Source organism: Hydrogenoanaerobacterium sp., from assembly GCF_032017025.1.
Lineage (GTDB): Bacteria > Bacillota > Clostridia > Oscillospirales > Ruminococcaceae > Hydrogenoanaerobacterium.
The window spans coordinates 1-19,595 of the sequence record NZ_DALZQO010000032.1 but is presented as its reverse complement, the minus strand read 5'-3'; the positions used below and the strand labels follow the sequence as shown (position 1 = coordinate 19,595).

General features: G+C 48.3%; 13 protein-coding genes. All 13 read right to left on the bottom strand.

The annotated features are described in order from the left end of the window. Positions 1-105: 105 nt before the first annotated feature. On the bottom strand, positions 106-2,313 hold the full coding sequence (locus RTV33_RS14485) for an alpha-galactosidase (RefSeq protein ID WP_312645415.1): 2,208 nt from the start codon (positions 2,311-2,313) through the stop codon (positions 106-108). A gap of 20 nt (positions 2,314-2,333) precedes the next feature. Continuing rightward, positions 2,334-5,339 (bottom strand): glycoside hydrolase family 2 TIM barrel-domain containing protein, encoded by a 3,006-nt coding sequence (locus RTV33_RS14480; RefSeq protein WP_312645413.1) that lies wholly within the window; start codon positions 5,337-5,339, stop codon positions 2,334-2,336. Positions 5,340-5,344: 5 nt separating this feature from the next. Then, a complete protein-coding gene (locus tag RTV33_RS14475) occupies positions 5,345-6,148 on the bottom strand; it encodes a carbohydrate ABC transporter permease (RefSeq protein WP_312645410.1) in 804 nt (267 codons plus the stop codon). After that, positions 6,141-7,028: a sugar ABC transporter permease gene (locus tag RTV33_RS14470; RefSeq protein WP_312645408.1), complete on the bottom strand. Its 888-nt coding sequence runs from the start codon at positions 7,026-7,028 to the stop codon at positions 6,141-6,143. The genes RTV33_RS14475 and RTV33_RS14470 overlap by 8 nt, the downstream gene beginning before the upstream one ends. 144 nt (positions 7,029-7,172) lie before the next feature. Further along, positions 7,173-8,507: an extracellular solute-binding protein gene (locus tag RTV33_RS14465; protein ID WP_312645406.1), complete on the bottom strand. Its 1,335-nt coding sequence runs from the start codon at positions 8,505-8,507 to the stop codon at positions 7,173-7,175. A 227-nt stretch (positions 8,508-8,734) separates the two neighbouring features. Continuing rightward, positions 8,735-10,510: a sensor histidine kinase gene (locus tag RTV33_RS14460; RefSeq protein WP_312645404.1), complete on the bottom strand. Its 1,776-nt coding sequence runs from the start codon at positions 10,508-10,510 to the stop codon at positions 8,735-8,737. Then, positions 10,507-12,021: a response regulator gene (locus RTV33_RS14455; protein WP_312645402.1), complete on the bottom strand. Its 1,515-nt coding sequence runs from the start codon at positions 12,019-12,021 to the stop codon at positions 10,507-10,509. The genes RTV33_RS14460 and RTV33_RS14455 overlap by 4 nt, the downstream gene beginning before the upstream one ends. 584 nt (positions 12,022-12,605) lie before the next feature. Then, a complete protein-coding gene (gene citX, locus RTV33_RS14450; RefSeq protein ID WP_312645401.1) occupies positions 12,606-14,069 on the bottom strand; it encodes a citrate lyase holo-[acyl-carrier protein] synthase in 1,464 nt (487 codons plus the stop codon). Then, on the bottom strand, positions 14,056-15,051 hold the full coding sequence (gene citC / locus RTV33_RS14445; RefSeq protein ID WP_312645400.1) for a [citrate (pro-3S)-lyase] ligase: 996 nt from the start codon (positions 15,049-15,051) through the stop codon (positions 14,056-14,058). Before citC ends, citX begins: the two co-directional genes overlap by 14 nt. 35 nt (positions 15,052-15,086) lie before the next feature. Next, on the bottom strand, positions 15,087-16,139 hold the full coding sequence (locus tag RTV33_RS14440) for an AbrB family transcriptional regulator (protein WP_312645399.1): 1,053 nt from the start codon (positions 16,137-16,139) through the stop codon (positions 15,087-15,089). A 4-nt stretch (positions 16,140-16,143) separates the two neighbouring features. Further along, positions 16,144-17,682: a citrate lyase subunit alpha gene (gene citF, locus RTV33_RS14435; RefSeq protein WP_312645397.1), complete on the bottom strand. Its 1,539-nt coding sequence runs from the start codon at positions 17,680-17,682 to the stop codon at positions 16,144-16,146. After that, positions 17,663-18,574 carry a citrate (pro-3S)-lyase subunit beta gene (citE, locus tag RTV33_RS14430; protein WP_312645395.1) on the bottom strand — a complete coding sequence of 304 codons (912 nt, stop codon included), beginning with the start codon at positions 18,572-18,574 and terminating at the stop codon, positions 17,663-17,665. The genes citF and citE overlap by 20 nt, the downstream gene beginning before the upstream one ends. After that, positions 18,571-18,870, bottom strand: coding sequence for a citrate lyase acyl carrier protein (gene citD / locus RTV33_RS14425; protein WP_312645393.1), 300 nt, complete (start codon positions 18,868-18,870; stop codon positions 18,571-18,573). Before citD ends, citE begins: the two co-directional genes overlap by 4 nt. Positions 18,871-19,595: the final 725 nt, after the last annotated feature.

Here is a 19,595-nt window from a genome sequence, read left to right as displayed (position 1 = left end):
AATAAAAACAACCACTGGGATTTGTACTGACCCAGTGGTTGTTTTTGCGTTTATTCTGTTAAGGCAATGTCTTGCTCCACCCTTTTCAACGAAATCGTATCAAATTTATTTGGCACTAACATCAAACAATACCGAGCCGAAATCACCGGCAACAAGGCCGTTGTTCCCCAACCCATCACAGGGTACACGCCTGTTTAAGCGTACACCTGCATTGCAAAACAAGCTGCCGGTGCCTTGGTGCTGTTGCATTCCGGTAGGATAATCGCTGAAAACATACGTCCACTGAGGATTTAACCCTTTCAGCTTAAAATTTAAATTTCTGCGATTGCAGTAATAAGCCTGAAAAGAAAGTACAGCAACAGCGCTTTTTTCGTCCTGTGATACGATTACCCAGCCGAGGCTGGCTTCACTTTTTGGGGGTGCCAGCCTGTAAAAATCTCCATACTGAAAAAGCTCCCGTCTCTTTTTATAAAAATCAATTTGCGCCGTTACCGTCTTTTCCTCTTGCTCTGTTAGGCTGCATACGTCAAGCTCGTAGCCCAAAACACCCGAGCAGGCAATGCTAAAGCGCGTGTTTAGGGGAAGCGTCCTGCCGGTTTGGTGGTTGGGGCAGGAGGAAACATGTGCACAAATAACGGAGGGTGGGTATGCCAGGCTGGCATGGTATTGCATTTGCGCTCTGCGTGCGGCGTCGGTGTTGTCGCTGAGCCAAATTTGCGGCAGATAGCAAAGCATCCCTAGGTCGAACCGATTTCCGCCCGCCGCACAGCCCTCGAACAGAATGTGCGGAAATGCCGATGTTGTCCTATTGAGAATATCATACAGGCCCAACGTATAGCGGTGGTAAAAACAATGGTTGTGCTGCGTCTGTGCGGAGTATGCATCGGCGATATTCCGATTCATATCCCACTTGATGTATGATATGTCTGCAGACGAAATTACCTGTGAGATTGTGGCAACAAGATAATCGCGTACCTCCTCGCGGGTGAGGTCCAGAACCAACTGGTTGCGTCCCATTGTAAGATGGCGGTTCGGTACCGCGACGGCCCAGTCGCTGTGCTGCCGATACAGTTCGCTGTCGACACTTACCATTTCCGGTTCTATCCACAGCCCCAGCCCAATGCCCAGTGAATGAAAAGCTTTTGAAAGGCCGGCAAGCCCATGCGGAAGTTTTTCAGTATTTGCAAACCAGTCACCTAAAGAGGTTTTGTCGTTATTGCGCCTGCCAAACCAGCCGTCATCAACCACAAAAAGCTCTGCTCCAAGCTTCTTTGCCGCCGCCGCTTGGCAAATTAACTTTTTTTCATCAAAATCAAAGTAATTCCCCTCCCAGCTGTTCACCAAAACCGGACGAGCCTTTGATTTCCACTCACCCCTTACAATATGTTCGCGTACAAACCGGTGCAGATTGCGGCTCATGCCGCTTTTACCGCAGGACGAATAAGTGAGCACAGCTTCGGGTGTGGCAAAGCTTTCGCCGCATCCCAATTCTGCTGCAAAATGAAAAGGATTGATGCCCAGCAGCACGCGGGTTCTGTTTTGCGGGCTTACCTCCGCAATTTCGCAGTGATTACCGCTGTAAACAAGTTGAAAACCATAGCAATCCCCATCATCCTCTGTGGTAGCATCATCGGTGAGCATGAGAAAGGGATTGTGACGGCTTGAACTCACTCCCGCTTTCGAATCGTTGAGGTGTGTTCCGCCGGTCAGCCTTACCTCTCTCAGATTCATCTCGTCCGCCCATGAGCCGCCGAGTGAAGAAAGCGTAAAATCTCCGCGCGGAAAATCTATCATTGCGCTCATAATTCTGGTGATGGTGAGGGGTGTTTCACCCGCCGTTACAGTGGTGTGGCGGGTAATCACGTTGCACCACGCAAACACGTGATAAAAAAGCGTTAACAAGCTGTCGGTCTGTTCGTCCGCCAAAACAATTTCCAGCGTGTCACAGGCGCCGTAGCTGGATGGCAACCCTGGTATCTCGGCTTTTCCGGCGTAAATGCGATGAGAGCAATACCTATAGTCGGTCGTAAAGCTTCCGTTTATGTCAATTGCCGCCTCCCGAAAATCTCCTCTGCCCACACCGGAATATTCCAGGCAAACCTGCTCCAGGCAAAAGGAGGTGTCTTCCTGCAGGTAGGCGACCGAATTGCCATACTCTATTTCCGTCTTTTCATACAGCGCGCTGTAATCATCGTTGTTGTCGATATAAGCTCCGTAATAAAGCTGCTCTAAATGCCCGGTCGGGAGAATCCGAAACAGATAGGAGCTCTCGTCGGTATCCAGCTTAAAAACCCCACTATTGTAACCAATCATCTTGGCTTGCTCCTCCTTTGCTATCGGTCGGTGAGAATCACTTCAATGGTAAACTCAAAGTACATATCCTCCTGTGCGTCGATCAAATATTCCTCATGCACCGGTGCGCCCCAACTGTCGTCACCGCCCACGCCGCACTGTTGCTTTGCGAGCCTGATGATTGTATGGTGGCTCTCAGGTAGGTCATAGCTGTGCCACGCGTTTTCCAGCTCATGCGCGGTATACGGCAAAACACTGGCCTCCATGCCAGCCACCGACAGCAGCCGAATGCCAAAGCCTTTGTCATCCCGCACCAAAAGCTCGTGAACACCCGTACGGTTTCCGCACTCCTGCGGTATCGCGTAAGCCGTTACGTCTCCGGCCGGGCTGGTGCTGAATCTGCACAGCCGCGCACCGTGCTTGCGGTCGCAATGGTTCTCTTGCGGCCCATTTGCAAACCACTGAGCGTTGTCAAACCGGCAGGGCAAACTCAGCTGCATTCCGAACAGCGGCATCACCGCAAGCCCGGACATACCCTTATACCGCATGGCCACATCTATTTTTCCGTCACCGTGAATTCGGTAGCTTACCGTACAGGTGGTGTTAGGCGTGGTGCTCAAGCTGTAAACAAAGTTGACCGTCACAGTGTCCTTTTCTGCTTGCAGGCTGCAATCCACACAATGCGCATATAAAGATGCCAGCTTCCATTGCGCGCAGGCGATGGAAAACCCGTTGCCCCTGTCGTTATCGGTGGTCGCCCGCCAGAAGGTTGGTGTGGGGAACCCATCCAAAAGCTCGGTTTCACCGCTTTTGAGCGAAACAACCGTGCCAAGCATTTTTGAGAACAGGATGCCAAACCCCCTGCCGTAAACGCCAATGTTAACGTCGCCCTGCACGGTTTGAAGCGCCGCTTCGCGGTGTTCTATGTACATCTCACCCGTGGTATACTGCCCAAAAGCAATTTCGTAACCCACTTTTGCCCACGGGGTATCGTGTTTTAGCCGTACGGCCACCTCAACCACCGTAATACCGGTGCTGATTTGCACTTCTGGTTCTATTGGAAAGTGCTTGGATTCTCCGGCGGGCAGGTTGCCTTCAAAGCTCCCGCTTTGCACGGGAATTCCGTCGCGTTCAACACGCCAGAAGACATCAAACTCGTTTAGATTACAAAACAGGGTACGGTTGGTTATTGTTACACCGTTTTCATCGGGTTGTACGCAAAACGGCGCATAAAGTGCTTTTACCTCCGCCATTTTAGAAGATTCTTGCCGGTTGGCAAAAACCAGGCCGTTTCCGCAAAAATTATAGTCGGTGGGACGATCTGAAAAATCCCCGCCATAGGCAAGATAATCTTTGCCTCGCGCGCTTTTTGTCTGTATGAATTGATCGATAAAATCCCAGATAAACCCACCCTGGCACATGGGATATTGCCGCGTAAGGTCGGTATATTTAAACAGCGCGCCGTTGGAGTTGCCCATGGCATGGGAGTACTCGCAGGAGAGAAAAGGCTTTTGAGGGTTATTGTTTAAATACGCTTCAATTTCGGGCACCTTTGCGTACATCCTGCTCTCGAAATCTGAGGTGTCACTATAGCGACGGTCATGAAAAACCCCCTCGTAATGCACTGCCCTGCTGCTATCGGCATCGCGGAAAAGCTGAGACATTAAGAAAATTGTTTCACCCCCGAACGATTCATTGCCGCATGACCAAACCACCACCGAAGGGTGGTTTCTGTCCCGCAGAAGCATGGATCGTGCACGGTCAAGGCACGCCTGTCTCCACTGCGGTTTATCGTCGGGGATGACACAGGATGGATCCACCTTGCCCATTTTTTGCCAGGTCCCATGGCTTTCCAAATTTGCTTCGTCCATTACATACAGCCCGTATTCGTCGCATAGCTCGTAGAACAGAGTGTTGTTCGGGTAATGTGACGTACGCACGGCGTTAATATTGTTTCGCTTCATACACAGGATATCCCACAGAATCTCATCCCTTGTCACCGCTCTGCCGTTTAGGTGCGAAAACTCGTGTCGGTTGACGCCGTTAAACACGATTCTGCTGCCATTAATTGTGTAAATTCCATTCGTCATTTCCAACCTGCGGATTCCTATGTTCATCTTTACAGCCTCAATGGTCTCACCCGTACCGCCGGTTTTTACGGTTAAGAGAAGCTGATACCGATTTGGTTTCTCGGCGCTCCAAAGCTTTGGGTCGGGAACATTAAGATGCAGCGGCGAGCCGTCGCTTTCGGCACCGGTGACAGGTGTTCCCTGATACGACAGCGCGGCGGATACCGTTACGTCGGTGCACCCGCTCAGCCGGTAGCCTACCTGGACTACTGCCGATAGGTAGTTGTCGGATACCTCCGTTTCAATCTGTATATCCTCCAGGTGAGAGGCGGGTAGACGGTAAAGATTTACATCACGGAAGATGCCGAACAGCCGCCAATAGTCCTGATCTTCCAGCCAGCTGCCGCTAGAATATTTGTATACGCGCACCGCAAGCGTGTTGCTGCCTGCCACAAGCCGGCCGCTGATGTCAAACTCCGCTGTAGTAAAGCTGCCCTCGCTGTAACCAACAAATTCACCGTTTACCCAAACCCCAAAAGCCGACTGCACCCCCTCAAAACTAAGAACCAGCCTTTCGCCGCCGCTGCCTTCGTTCCATATAATCTCGCGCAGATAGGAGCCAACGGGATTGTTTTGGGGAATCTGCCCCGGGAGAAGATCTTCAACACCGTCCCAAGGGTACATGGTGTTGACATAGTGCGGCTGTCCGAAGCCGCACAGCTCAATATTGGCGGGTACCCGGATGCTGCTCTCGAAGAAGTTCCCGGGCGTCAGCTTCCAAAAGTTCTTTGAGGCGCTTTCCAAATTCTTTGCATACTCAAAGCTCCATACACCGTTGAGCGAGGTGCACAGGTCTGTGCCGATTTCCTGTTGTGCGTTTTCAATAGAGGAATAAAACCTGTGGTCCGAATGTGCACCCAGTCGGTTAATTTCAAATATCTCGGGGTTTTCCAAAACTTCTTTTTCGATAAAAACCATATGTATCATCCTTTCACTGAGCCTGTCATGCCTTCTACAAAGCTTTTTTGCATCACAAAAAAGACGATGGCCGACGGTATGGTCGCAATTACGATGGAAACCATGATAACACCGTAATCCGGCGTATAGGAAGAGTTGAGCGTTGCAATAATCAGCGGGAGAGTTTTCTTCTCGTTTGTTTGAAGCGCAATGAGGGGCCACATGTAGCTATTCCACATGTTCATAAATGTGATAATACCCGCAGCAGCATAGGTCGATTTCATGGTAGGGAAGTAAATCTTTAAAAAAATTCCCAGCTCGCCCAAACCATCGATTCTTGCAGCCTGAAGCAGTTCGCGGGGGAACGACTTTGTATTCTGCCTGAAAAAGAAGATTAAGAAGGCAGTCGATATCGACGGAATGATGATTGCGGAAAAACGGTTGAGCAACCCGAGCTCGGAGAACATGCGGTAAAGCGGTATCATCAGTGCGGCAAAAGGAATCATCATCGACAGAAGGAGGAGATTAAATACCTTGTTGCGCCCTTTGCTTTTAAATATCTCAAAGCCATAACCCGCTAAAGAGGAAACAAAAATGGCAAGCACGGTTGCCACAATCGCCACGAAAAACGAGTTTCGAACACCCGAAACAATGTTGGTTGTTTTAACGGCTTTTAATACGTTATCAATCAGTTGACTGCCGAAAGTAAGCTTACCCTTTGTAACGTCCACGGAGGCATTTGTGGCGCCCACAATCATCCAAAAAAATGGGAAGATAGACACAAACGCAGTAACAGACAGAAAAAGATATTGGAAGGCACGTTTAATCATTTTTGTCACCTGCCACTTTAAATTGAACAAACGACAGTACCGCCACCATAATTACGATGGAATATGACACGGCGGAGGCGTAGCCGAAATTCGGAGTATACTTGAAGCAGAGGTTGTAGATGTACTGGGAGATACTGAGCGTTGCGTTTGCAGGGCCACCGTTCGTTAGGTTTACGATTTCGTCAAAAATTTGCAGTGTGCCATTTGTGGACATAATCGTGGTAAACAGGATGATGGGCTTGAGCATGGGGGCGGTAATTTTAAAAAATTGTGTAAGCCCCGTTGCTCCGTCTATTTTTGCCGCTTCATACACCGAGCTGTCGATGTTTTGCAGCGCCGCAAGGTAAAAAATCATATTGTACCCTGTCCAGCGCCAAGTGATGGCGATAATAATCGTAACCTTTGCCCAAAATGGATCGGTCAGCCACTGAATTGGCTGGGCAATCAAGTGAATGTCGAGCAGCAGCCTGTTAAATAGGCCGTCCTGCGCAAACAGGCTTTTAAACAGCACGGAATATGCCACCAGCGAGGTAACACATGGCAAAAAAGTTGCGGTGCGGAAAAAGCCCTTGAACCGCAGCGTTTTGTCGTTGAGCAGTACGGCAATGGTCAGGGCAAGTACCGTCATAATGGGCACCTGAATGACGAGGTAGAGCAGGGTATTGGCTACCGTCTGCAAAAACACAGGATCGGTAAATAGCCGCTTGTAGTTTGCCAGCCCCGCAAAATTCAGCGAGATGCCCATACCTGTCTTAAAAGACATAATCAGCGATTGTATCATCGGATAAAACGAAAATAAGAAGATCAGCACTGTGGGTAATATCACGAATGCCCATCCTACCTTATTTTCCTGTGTAATTTTTCGAACCTTACTATTCAAAAAAATACCTCCTGCATCTGTTGTGTAATTGTGGCAGGTCGGGGGTGACCCCTGTTTTTTCTGCCCCAGCTGATAAAAAAGTTGCACCGAGAGTTATTTCTCGGTGCAACTCCCTTTGGGTATTTGGTAGAAGATGGTGGGGGTTTATTGAATCTGTGCCTCTGCCTGCTTTTGGGCGTTGGCAAGTGCCGTCTGCACCGGAGTGCCCGACATCACGTTTTGCATCTCGGCTTTCATAATGTCTTCAAAAGCATAGGTGTGCAGCCCGTAGTTAACGGAAGGAATCTTTGACGTCCAGCTGGAGATATCTTTGTAGATTTTTTGGCCGCCGAAGAACTCAACGCTGGTATCATAAGCAGCGCCCGATTGAGCGGGAGTATAAGTACCAATCGCGCCCACGTTTGTGAGGAGAGTCTGATAGAACTCGGTATCGGAGCCAAAGGTCTTTGCAAGGAAATCCACAGCGGTATCCCCTCCGGGAACCTTATCAAGCACGTACCAGCTCGATCCGCCCAGATTGGAGGCATTTACCGAATTGGCCGTCTTAGAAAGCCTGGGGATTGGAGCTACTCTCCACTGTCCGCTCTGGCTTGCCTCTGCCGCGATTGAAGCGGTGAACCAGCAGCCCGTTGGAACTGTGGCAACCTCGCCGCCGTTTGCCGCACCCACAAACTGTGCCCATTCGGAAATTGTCTTGGAAATTCCACTATCCATCATCGATTTGTAAATTTCTGCAGATTCCTCCAGTGCCTTGTTGCCCTCGAAATTCGGGATCGCACCGTCAGGCTTAACATACCATTCACCTGCTGTCTGCATCATGATGCGGAGCTGGCCCATGTCATTGGGGTCGAGCGTTAACATGTACTTGCCGGTTTTTTCTTTGACAGCCTTGCCGATTTCAATGTATTTGTCCCAGGTCATGTCCTGCATGTCGGCCTCGGTATAGCCTGCCTGCTCAATGAGGTCTTTTCTATAAAACAGGGCTGTTGTGCCTGCATCGAACGGAACGCCATAGCACTTGCCGTCTATCGTCATAAAACCAAGCTTAAAGTTAGCGAAATCCTTATGGTTGACCTTACCGGTCAGATCCCGAAAGCTGCCGGGGAAGGATTTTAGGAAAGTCTGGCTTCTGTAATCCTCAATCAGAACAATGTTCGGCATGTCGTCCGCCGATCCGGAGCCAAGCCCCGTGTTGAGCTTTTGAATGATATCGCTCTGTGCAAATTCCACAATCTCAATTTCTACGTTGGGGTTGAGGTTTGTGTAAACTTTTTTGGCCTCTTCCATCGCGGCAATATTAAAGTTTTTGTCCCATGCCCATACAACAATTTTTTCTTTTTCTGCCGGCGCCGCCTCAGATGCAGAGGTCTCTGGCTTGGGCGCTTCGGGTGAGGGAGCTTGAGATACATTACCGCCTGAGCATGCAGCCAAGGTGGAAACCAAAATTACACTTAGAACCACGGATAATAGCTTTTTCACGTTTAGCTCTCCTTATTGTCAATTTTTGCAGGCTTTTCTCTAATGCACTGCCCTGCAGCCTTATTATAAAAAATTTTACAGGCGCAGTGTTAGGGTTTAATTGAAATAGTTTGGGAAAGTTTTACGTAATTTTTAAACACACAAATGTAAATATAGGTAATATTTTGGGTTTTGGGAAAAAGTTACGGCTGCCCTTATCTATAGTGCACGAAAGAGCCTTTTTTTCATCAGGTTTCTCCATTTTCCGCAAAGCGTGCTGCCATGGTTATCGTGACAGTAGTACCAACCCCAATCTCGCTGGTAATCCGAACACCGCAGCTTTCGCCATAAATAAGCTTGATACGCTCATCTACATTGTGTATGCCAATGCCCGAAAAATGGTTTTTACCCTCGCCGCCCGCTATTTTGCGGCATTCGGCTTCGGTCATTCCGCTGCCGTTGTCGATCACCTCACAGATAAAATACTCCTCCTTGCACCGCATAAAGATATGGATGCTTCCGCTGCGCTTTTGCTGAAAGGCATGGAAAAAGCTATTTTCAATAAACGGCTGGATGATCAGCTTTGGAACGCGGCAATTTAAGCACTCTTCGGCGACATCATAGTACACTTTGATGTCGTCTCCGTAGCGCATATGGTTGATTGCCACATAGCTTTTCAGATTTTCCAATTCTTCGGATACAGGGATGAGCTGATCTATTTCGCCGACAACATTTTGCAAAAGCCGAATCAGTGCGTTGATTGTCTCGGTGACAGCATTATTATTGCCTTGCCACGAAAGAAACTTGATGGATGCTAAGGTGTTGTAGATAAAATGCGGGTTAATCTGCATTTGCAGTGCGGTAATTTCGGAACGCCGCCTGCGCTCCTGTTCAGTAACAAGCCTATCGACATACAGGTCAATCTCTTCTACCATCTGGTTATAGCCCAGTTGCAGCTCCCGAACCTCATAACTGCCCGTAATCTCTTCAATTTTTAAAAACTCACCGTCCCGGCTTTTTTTCATCTGGCGCATGAGCAGCCGAATCGGATTGGTTACTCTGCGCGCAATACCAAAAACAAGTATGGTAGCGGCACAAATAACAAAAAAGCAGGCAGACATCAGCAGTGGGAGCATACTTCTGAAATCGCGCAATAAATAGTCTTTATTGACAATATTGGTGATGTACATATCATAAACGGGAAGATATTTTGCAATGAGGGTGCAGGGAGCGCCGTTGTAATCAAAATCGCTGGAGCTTTTACCACTCTCAATGTTCTGCCGCGCTTGATCAAGAAGCGAAGGCAGCTGTGAGCCGATTGTTGACTTGACATTGCTGGAAACCACCGTGCCGTCGGAGGAAAGCATAAGCACGTCGCTGCCCTCGGTTACACAGTTTGCGTACATATCACAAAAGCTGTTCTCGTCAATGACGATAAAAATTGTGCCGAAATTCACTGCACTGTAGGGGTCTATAAGCTGCTTTACGGCAATAATGACATCCTTGTCTTTGTAAAAACGAGTGAGCCCGGTATTGCTGTAACGGTAGAACAGCTTATGTGGGTTTTTCACCGACATTTGCGTGAGGGGCATTTGCATATACTCTTCCTTGGTGTAGATAGGCTCGTCGCTCATGGCCACAAAGAAGTTGCCGTTTGCGCCAAGCGTCAGCGTGTTGTAAGTAGGGAACACACTGCTTTTCTCAACGCTCTTCATATAGCTTTTCATCTCGTAAAAAACCCGAAACAATCGGTTTTGGTCGACAATATCTTGAGTGAAGACCTCCTTAAGCGATGGGTTCTGCCGATAAGTGTTGATGCTCGAAACAATCTGTGTGTTGTAGTTGTTGAAATTATCGCGCACCTGCTCCATAATCCTGTCATTGAGCAGTGTAAAAGACTCTGAAAACAGTTTTTTGGTAATATTGGTCGCAATCATTACAGTCAAAAGATTGGTCACAATCAGGCTAACCGCAACAATGGACGCAATTTTTAGAAACAGGCTCAGATGCAGCATTTTTTTCATGGTTTGCCACCCTGATTTCTCTTTCTGTACTCCATGGGCTTGAGCCCTGTTTTTTTCTTGAACACCTTACCAAAATACCCCTGATCGGAGTAGCCGATGACCTCGCTGATTTCGGATACCGGAAGCTCCGTGCCTGCAAGCAGTTCCATCGCCGCTTTTAGGCGCACACTGTTAAGATGCTCACTAAAGCCGCAGCCGAACATGCTGTTAAAGCTACCCGAAAGATAGTTGTAGCTGATATGAAAATGCCTGGCGATGTCTTGCAAAGTAATTTGATTGCGGTAGTTTTCTTGTATGTACCGTGCAATTCTCATGTGAAAGTTGTTTTCACCCACCTCGCCGGCTTTCAGATATTCGAGGATTTCACGCGTAACGTCACGCATGGTTTGTACAAGCTCATCCGAGCACACAGCCTGCTCAATGCGCGGGAAAAAACTCATGCGCAGAGTATACAGTTTTTCAGGCTCCGTGCTGCCCTCAAGCAGCACGTCAATGGTATTGTAAATCACATTATCCAACAGCTTTTTCAGTTCGGTTTCGCTCAGGTATTTCTCATCACCCAAAGATGCTACAAAGTTGTTGAGCTGCGCAAAAGCGGTCTCATATCTGCATAGCTTCATTTTATCTAAGTAACTGTTCATATTAAAACCGGTGTGAGTGTCCAATCGTGCCACTGATGTCTCACATATCATTTTTTTATCACGATGATAAAAAGACAGCTCCATCAACACTCTGGCATTCTCAAAAATTTGGTGTGTCTGCTTGAGGTCGGTGAATTTTCTGCTGCGTACAAAAAACAACGCCGGTATCTTTTCTGTAACTTGCTCAACAAATTCGCAGCAAGCGCTGTTATAGGACGCACCAGGCAGCAGAAATACCAAAATATCTTGTCCGGTCACGGTGTAAAAGCAATTTTCCTCACCAAAGGCAGTGTACGCCTGAGCCAAAATTGTGTTTACGGCATTTTCGAGGCTGTTAAGCTCTCGGTCTGCAACGCAACCCAGTCTGCATACCAGCATGAAAAACTCGCCCCTCAGATTATGCGGGGGGAGTGCGCCCTCCTCACCCGCCAAAAGTCCGGTAAGCCAGCCGAAACGGTCTGGCTTACCGGGGTTATCTCTAACCGGCAAAGTTAGCTTGCGCATAACGCCATATAGTTTACCCAGTAAAACCCCGGGCTCCATTTCCGATTTGAGGATATAATCCGAGGCCCCATTTTGAAAAGCAGACTTTACATAGTTAAAATCGCTGTGCCCGCTTAGAATTACCGTATAGATATGGGGATAGCGCAGTTTAACAGATTTCACAAACTCAATACCATCCATCAATGGCATGACAACGTCGCTTATAAGAATATGCGGATGCAGTCTTTCCAGCATCTGCAGCCCTTCTTCACCATTATACGCTTCACCTATGATCTCAAAGTTTGCAGAATCCATGCCCAAGACATATTTGACCGCTTGCCTTGAGATAAGCTCGTCCTCCACAATCATCACCTTGCAAACGCCCATATCGCACCTCCTCAAATATAAAAAAACAAAGAAAAAGGACAGAGTATGCAATTTTCAGCAAAATCGAGTTACAACATAATATATACTCAACGAGACAGCAAACAAAGTCCCAAAATGATACAAGCAAACAAGAGTTTTCAAGGATAAACAAAAGAATGAGTGCGCAGTTTAAAGGGAGTTCGGAGCAGGGGAATAAGTAAAGCAAGGCCGCTGCAGTGTTTAGAGGCACATTTATAAAAGTGAATTTTCACAGTTGGCAGCCCTACAATCAGTAAAATTTTACCAATTATACAATTACATTTTATTATATAGTAAGACTCTGTTCTTTGCAATATATCCATCCACCGGATTTTTTGCACGATAATTCATAGATAAATTTCTTTTAATAAAGAATAAATTTGCCCCTCTCACCAAGGTGTAAGATTCGGATTTAATTTGTTTGGTTGAAAGTTAGTTGGTGAATAGTATCTATAAATCGTTTTAATAATGTAGAAATGCAGTAAAGTAAGGCAAGCAAAACAAAAGACCGTCGGTAAAATCGACGGTCTTTGATTCTCAACTAAATAACTGACGGAGTTGTTTCGTTAGCGTACTTCAGTTACGAGGTCGGAAGCCAAGCCAATGATGCACTGCTCTTGAAGGGTACAGGATGCCTCATTTTCTTTATTTTGCGGTGTTTTCTCGTTTGTGAAGCAGAAAAACAACATGAGTGATACAGCCAAAAGGTCAGCGCAACCTCCGGGACTTATATTCCGGCAGATACACCTCACATCCAAGCTTCTGGCGGCATCAAGCATCTGTTCTACGGACGGGTCTGTGTTTAGAAAAGCAGCTACCGACCGCGAAATGTATTCTTGAGTGCTTTTGTCGGAGCGGTGAATAATATTGGTATCTTCGACGTGGGCAATTAAATGCAATAACGCAACCGCACCCGCGTCATTTAATGAATATCCTGCATCAACCATCTTCCGTAACATTGGCAGCCCATACTGCCATGCGTGGGGGAATCCATTTGCAGCTTCTCCGCGAATGCCGGTCAGACCGTACTTTGTAAAAACATTCCTTCCATGAGTTTGCTCGCATCCCGTCTGTAGTTCACCAAGGGTAACGCCTGCCATTCTGCCGCAAACCTGAGCAAGGCAATCCGGATTGTGGTTGCCAATTCTTTGCAGATAGCCCATAGCACCGCATAAAATGCCCAGTGAAAAAATCAAACCCTTGTGAGTATTCACTCCGCCGGTAGCGGCAAACATGGTATCCTCGGCACACATACCGGGATACCGAAGCAAGTGGAACAGCTCCTCCGGCTCACCTTGGAAGTTTAGGCCCCGAAGTGTACAGTCACGGAAGTAGGGGACAAGTACACAGGCGCTGTCGATGAAAGTGAAAATGTCCATATCCTTATGAGCTCCGTTGTTTTCCCTGTCGACAAGACCGGGTTTGGGGGTAATTGAAACCTCATACAGCAGCGCTTTCTGTGCATGGGCTGCGACGGTGTCTGCGTATTTTCTGTTAAAGTAGTCCTGCATCAGCTTTGCCGCACAAAATGCTAACTCCGTACTGCTGTGAATGCGGTTGCGGGCACAGACCCAAACAGGGCCGCCGCAGATGAGGCAACGGCGTTCTTTGCGGCCGTATGCTTCACCTCGCAGCGCGACACCATTGCTTTCAAACACATCCAGATCGAACAGCCGCCCCAGAGGGTGCCCTTCTTCAATGGCAATCAGCAAGGGTTTAACGTTCCCCGCATCGGCATGAACAACGAGATAACATTCGTATCCGGTGGTGCCGATATTCTCTTGTTGGAGCACGATTTCGAACCGAGCCCTGCCCAGTTGCTGTGCAATGCAAAGCAAGCCTTCTTCAAAGGCTTGTTTCGCAATTGGAAAAGCCTTATACTCCCCGGGAATGTTCAGCGTAAAACTGATCAGCGTCTGCCCAAACTGCTTTAGCAGCTGCTGCTGAATAACTGCACGCCGCTCACGGGCATCCAGCATATGCTCTAATGTGACAGATTTCGAACCGGCGAAGAAGTCATTCTGTTCCATGAAGGCTCATCCTTTCCAGATACGCGTAGGTTGTAGGCGGCACCAGCGGGCGGATATCCTCAAATCTCTCTTTGGCAAGCAGTGCCCGCACCACGCTTGCGCTGACAGCGCCCCCGTTCTTTTCACAACGGGGAATCTCCACAACCTCAATTCCGTATGGAGGCAATGTGCGGTGCATCTGCTCGTTATAAGCCGCCGTTACCGGGTCATTGGGCTCGCTGCCCACATAGCGGCGCGTAATTCCAAGGGGCTTCGCAAATTGCTCGGCAAAAATGGTAAGGTCCAACTCGCAATTAATTTTTTTTGCCTGCACCTTATCTTTCATAAAATAATCGGGGAAAGTAGCCGACGAGATTAAATAGTTGCTGGTTGGATGAACGATAACGTTTGTGAGATCCTCCACGCCCTTTTGAACCAGCTCCATCCGCACGGCGGCGGGGAAGTAGCTGCGATCTTCCGATAGGATGAACAGGTGCACAAGGTCGCAGTTTCTTGCCGCTGTTTCCACCAGAAAGCGGTGCCCGTTTGTAAAGGGGTTGCAGTTCGCTACGATACTGCCGACAACTCCTTTTTTTGTGGGGCACTTTAGCTCATTTACAAACCGCTTTATGCCGTCTTTTCTGTTTTCCATCAGCATCACTTCTTTGGTTTGGGCAACCGGGCAAAACCCCAAACCGCTGAATTTTTCGAGATTGTCGGGCTTGGTAAACAGAAATAAATGCAAATACCCATATTCCAGCGCGTTTTTGACAAGTTCGGTGACTATGGCAGCGGTATGTCCTTCGCCCTCTCGCTCACGGGATACAGCGATACATTTGAGTACATTTTTATACCGAGAACCGGTGGCGACAATTTTATTATTCTCCATCAGGTTGACGGTGGCTTGTACATTTACATCCCAGTCCAGGCCCATCTCGCATACAAACAATTGGGTTTGCAGTAACTTTTTACCCACTAAGGGTGTTGCACAAACAATCTCCATTTTATTATCGCCTCCTCAAGAATATCAGTCTCCTTTTAGCCTATCATACGCAAGATCAGGTGAATGACTTGCGGAAATATAGATGACACAACCACCAGCCTCAGCACCTGCAATACGACCAAATCAGTACTTTGAACGCCCATGTCCATAGAGATTAAAGCCATGTCGCTGGCGCCGGCGGGGGTGGCGGCCAGCATTGCCTCTTTTCGGCTCATGCCGTGAAAATACCGCAATACCCAGCCGCTAAAAAAGCAATTGAGTGAATAGCCAAGTACCAGTATTACAGCAGGCAGCACCAAATACCGTAGCTCTAACAAATCGCTCAGCTCAATCGAGCAGCCGATATAGGTACCGGAAAGCACCTGCGCCAGTCGCTTCATCCATGGGGGAAAGTACACCTTCCCCCATATAAGCTTTAAAGCAATAATTGCGAACAATGAAAATACCAATGCCCCTGCCGGAAACCCAATGGACATGCCGATTATACCAAAGACAATTGAAACAGATAAGGCGACTAGAAATACGGCAGTGCGCTTATTTTCGCTTACTGCGTGGGGAGTGACCGGGGCATCTACCGTTGCGGGTTGCTGTTCGTCTTTGCACACCGCGTTGATCATACCCGGGAAAATGCCAACCCCGACCACCAGCCGAACAAATTGCAGTACGGCTACCTTAGGCGCGTTCGCTCCCATATCTGCCGCAATAAGCGGTATATCGCTGATGCCGCCGGGCACTGAACTGAAAAATGCGGTGGCAGCGTCAAGATCACTGACAAAAAGGATAAGGAAACCCAGCGTGATGTTTAATACGAGATAAGTACCGAGTAAGACGGCAGCAGGCTTGTATATATGGCGCAGGCGGCGCAAATCACTTCGTTCCACAGTGGAACCAATAAACGCCCCGGCAATAATTTGGGCAAATACTTTGGCCTGAACAGGTACAAATGCGGCAGCAAATAAAATATTAAGGGTGGTCGCCCCTACAATAGCCCCAACCAACGTTCCGCCGGGAATTTTCATCCGATAAAACAGATGCCCTACCGTGAAGCCTGCCGCCAGAGTCAGAAAAAACTGTATGAACTGCTCCATCAATCTATTCCTTAATCTGGCGGATTAAGTCAATAACCGACCCGTCTCGATAAGTAACGACGCCTACTACCTTGTCGGTATAGGAGATTGGATCGGGAACGCCCACCAACCGCTCTGCCTTTTGCTGAAGCTCCTCAATATCCAAAATTGGCAGCCCGCTGTCTGCTAATTTCTTTCGTAAATTTTCACGCAGGGGATTAACCGCAATACCGTGATCGGTTACGACTACGTCTACAATTTTGCCGGGTGTGACAACGGTGCCCACCTCTTTCACAATACAAGGGATACGCCCTCTGGTTAGCGGTACAACAATGATTGATACGCTGGCGCCATAGGCGGTGTCGGGGTGACCGCCAATTGCCCCTCGGATAACCCCGTTCGAGCCGGTGAGGACGTTTACGTTGTAGTTGCAATCTACCTCCAATGCGGAGAGCACCACTACATCCAGCTGGTTTACCGCCGTCCCCTCATTGTATGGGCTGGCGTAATAGGAGGCGGATATCTGCTGGTGGAAACGGTTGTCGCGCAGAGATTGAGCAGCTTGCAGATCAAAGCTCTGTACGTCCAACAGTTTTTTGACCAAGCCCTCCTCATGGAGATCAACAATAGAGCCGGTAATGCCGCCCAAGGCGAAGCTGGCATGAATTTTCTTGGTGCGCATCATATCTCTCAAAAAGCGGGTTACCGCAAGCGAAGCTCCGCCCGTCCCTGTCTGGAAGGAAAAACCGTTTTGGAATCGTCCACTGGCAAGAATAACCTTGCTGGCCATCTCTGCAATCATTAACTCCTTGGGGTTCGTGGTGAAACGGGTAGCACCGGACATAATTCCCGCGGGATCACCAATCTCATCCACTTTAACAATGTAGTCTACGTCAGACTCGGGGATGCCAAAAGGAGCGTTCGGGTAGCGGACAATGTGGTTTGTAATGATAATGGTCTTATCGGCATGCTGGGAATCGCACTTTGCATAGCCCATAGAGCCGCACATAATGCCCTCATCTTTGTCGCGTATGTAGCCATTTGCGTTGCCGTAAGGGTCGCAAGATGGAGCGCCGAGAAATGCGACATCAATGTGGAGCTGCCCATTGTCGATAGCGCCCGCTCTTCCCCCATGGCTGCGAAAAACAACAGGCACATCCATCAGCCCTCTGGAAACCGCCTCTGCCAATTTTCCGCGCAGCCCGCTGGTTTCAATGCGGCGGATGACGCCGTTTTTAATATGCTGGATCAATGGGAAGTGGCAGTCTGTCAGCGAACTCGCGGCCAAAACAAGGTCTTTAAAACCCATCTCTGCCAATTTATCGACTACCATGTTGACGATGTAATCTCCGTTACGAAAGTGATGATGAAAGGAGATTGTCATGCCGTCTTTTAATCCGCAAAGCAGTACAGCCTCCTCTAGGTTGCTCACAATCTTATTGTGCAGCTCCTCCCGTTCAGAGAGAGTACAGGTGTTTTTAGCAATGTTTTTATCTTGAAAGATATCCCCTATTCCGTACAATTCATCGGTGTAAGGAATTTGGTTAAGCGAAAGCGTACGCATTGTCCTCCTCCTCCTTCTCTAATAGGCCGGAAGCCGCTGCCAAATCGATCACGCGCTGTGCACGCATTACAACAGGCTTATCGACCATTTTTCCATTCAGCGAAATAACGCCGCTGCCCTTACGGTTTGCCTGCTTGATAGCCTCAATCACCGCCAGCGCGTTATCGATTTCTTTGGTGCTGGGAGTAAAGATTTCGTGGACGGCATTGATTTGCCGTGGATTGATGATGCTCTTGCCGTCGAAGCCCAGCTGTTTGATCAGCCGGATCTCCTCTCGGAAACCATCTTCGTTGTTTACATCGCTGTACACGGTGTCAATGGCATCAATCCCCGCCGCTCGGGCTGCCAGTAGAATCATGCTCCGCGCAAACATAAGCTCAACCCCACTGGGAGAACGAGTGGTCTTCAAGTCGGTGACGTAATCTTCCGCACCGATCGCAATACCAATCAGGCGGGGGCTGGCTGCGGCAATTTCTTTCGCGTTCAGTACGCCTGCAGCGCTTTCCACAGCAGCCATCATTCTGGTTGAGCCAATTTCAATACCATTTTCCCGTTCAATCCGCTCAATTTCCCGCTCACATTCCAGAATGTCGCGAGCGGATTCTGTTTTGGGCAGGCGGATTACCACTTTGCGTGTGCTTACAGTCGCCTCCAAATCTGCGATGCCAAGTGCAGAATCGAGGGCATTAACCCGTACGAGGTATTCCTTACCGGTGAGATCGAGAGTTCGCAGTGCCTCATGCACAAGGAAGCGTGCCGCGTCTTTTTCGGCCAGTGAGACAGAATCCTCCAAATCGAACATGACACAGTCCGCATTGTAGATGCCGGCATCCTTAATCATACCGGGGTTGTTACCGGGAACATACAGCATAGTTCTGCGTAATTGCTTCACTTGGTTTCACCTCCCCAACAGCAGGGCGTTTCGCCGCTTGCGCGGTAAGCCGCCGTTTTTACCCGGGCACGGATTGCACAATCCAGGGCGCCCTTATCAACTGCTGTAACCTTAGCGTTATCTACACCAAGCTCCAACAGCGTTTCGCCAATTACTCGGCGAATTTCCCGCCCAAACTGCTTTTCAACCGTGCTGTCCAACTCAACTACCAATCCATCCGTTTCGTTTGGTTCCAGAGTAACCATAATATCGCTGGATTCCATGGTTCCTGCGAGGGCAACGTTTTTGATTCTCATCCAACCATCCTCCTCTGACTGTATGCATATGTTGCAAAATATACATAATTATTCCGTTGTTAAGATTATATATTGTGTAGCTTAATACAGAAAACGATGTTTCTTAAAAAAAATTAAGGTTTGCACTACGCAAAAGAGCCCACCTGTAATGCTGCTTAGCACCAAGAAAAATGGACATTGAATAAAAAGACCTCCAATCGTAGAAAAGAAATACGATAGGAGGTCTTTAACATGTCAGGAAGAAAAGGGATGAAACACTATACAGAAAGCTTCAAAGAGCAGATTAGGCGGGAGTACAAAGAAGGGTGTAGTGTACATAGTTTACAACGAAAATACAAGGTAAGCTATTGGTCTGTACACTGCTGGTGAGGGTTAAGCGAAAAGGTGAATAAGCGCCACGCAGCACCGCTACCCAAAGGTCGACCAAAAGTAAAGCCCGAAACCGAAACAAACGAGCAAATAATCAAGCGCTTGAAGATGGAAAATGAGCTACTGCGAAATTTTCTATCAGCCGTTGGAAGGAAGTGAAGCCTAGTTTAAAGTATCGACTCATAGAACAGCTTAGCGATAGGTATCCAATTGATAAAAAGTGCAAGTTTTATGGTGTGTCCCGCAGTGGGTACTATCGCTACAAACAACATAAGGATATGCCGGCTACAGATGCTCCGCTCGCAAGTATGGTTTGCTCAGTGAGGTTCGGCGCAGAAGGTGGCAATCATGTGGAC

Excerpts from the sequence above, each read along its gene's own strand:
- RTV33_RS14485 (WP_312645415.1), bottom strand. The coding sequence starts at position 2,313 with ATGATTGGTTACAATAGTGGGGTTTTTAAGCTGGATACCGACGAGAGC.
- RTV33_RS14480 (WP_312645413.1), bottom strand. The coding sequence starts at position 5,339 with ATGGTTTTTATCGAAAAAGAAGTTTTGGAAAACCCCGAGATATTTGAA.
- RTV33_RS14475 (WP_312645410.1), bottom strand. The coding sequence starts at position 6,148 with ATGATTAAACGTGCCTTCCAATATCTTTTTCTGTCTGTTACTGCGTTT.
- RTV33_RS14460 (WP_312645404.1), bottom strand. The coding sequence starts at position 10,510 with ATGAAAAAAATGCTGCATCTGAGCCTGTTTCTAAAAATTGCGTCCATT.
- RTV33_RS14455 (WP_312645402.1), bottom strand. The coding sequence starts at position 12,021 with ATGGGCGTTTGCAAGGTGATGATTGTGGAGGACGAGCTTATCTCAAGG.
- citX (WP_312645401.1), bottom strand. The coding sequence starts at position 14,069 with ATGGAACAGAATGACTTCTTCGCCGGTTCGAAATCTGTCACATTAGAG.
- citC (WP_312645400.1), bottom strand. The coding sequence starts at position 15,051 with ATGGAGATTGTTTGTGCAACACCCTTAGTGGGTAAAAAGTTACTGCAA.
- RTV33_RS14440 (WP_312645399.1), bottom strand. The coding sequence starts at position 16,139 with ATGGAGCAGTTCATACAGTTTTTTCTGACTCTGGCGGCAGGCTTCACG.
- citF (WP_312645397.1), bottom strand. The coding sequence starts at position 17,682 with ATGCGTACGCTTTCGCTTAACCAAATTCCTTACACCGATGAATTGTAC.
- citD (WP_312645393.1), bottom strand. The coding sequence starts at position 18,870 with ATGAGAATCAAAAACGTTGCCCTCGCAGGAACCATGGAATCCAGCGAT.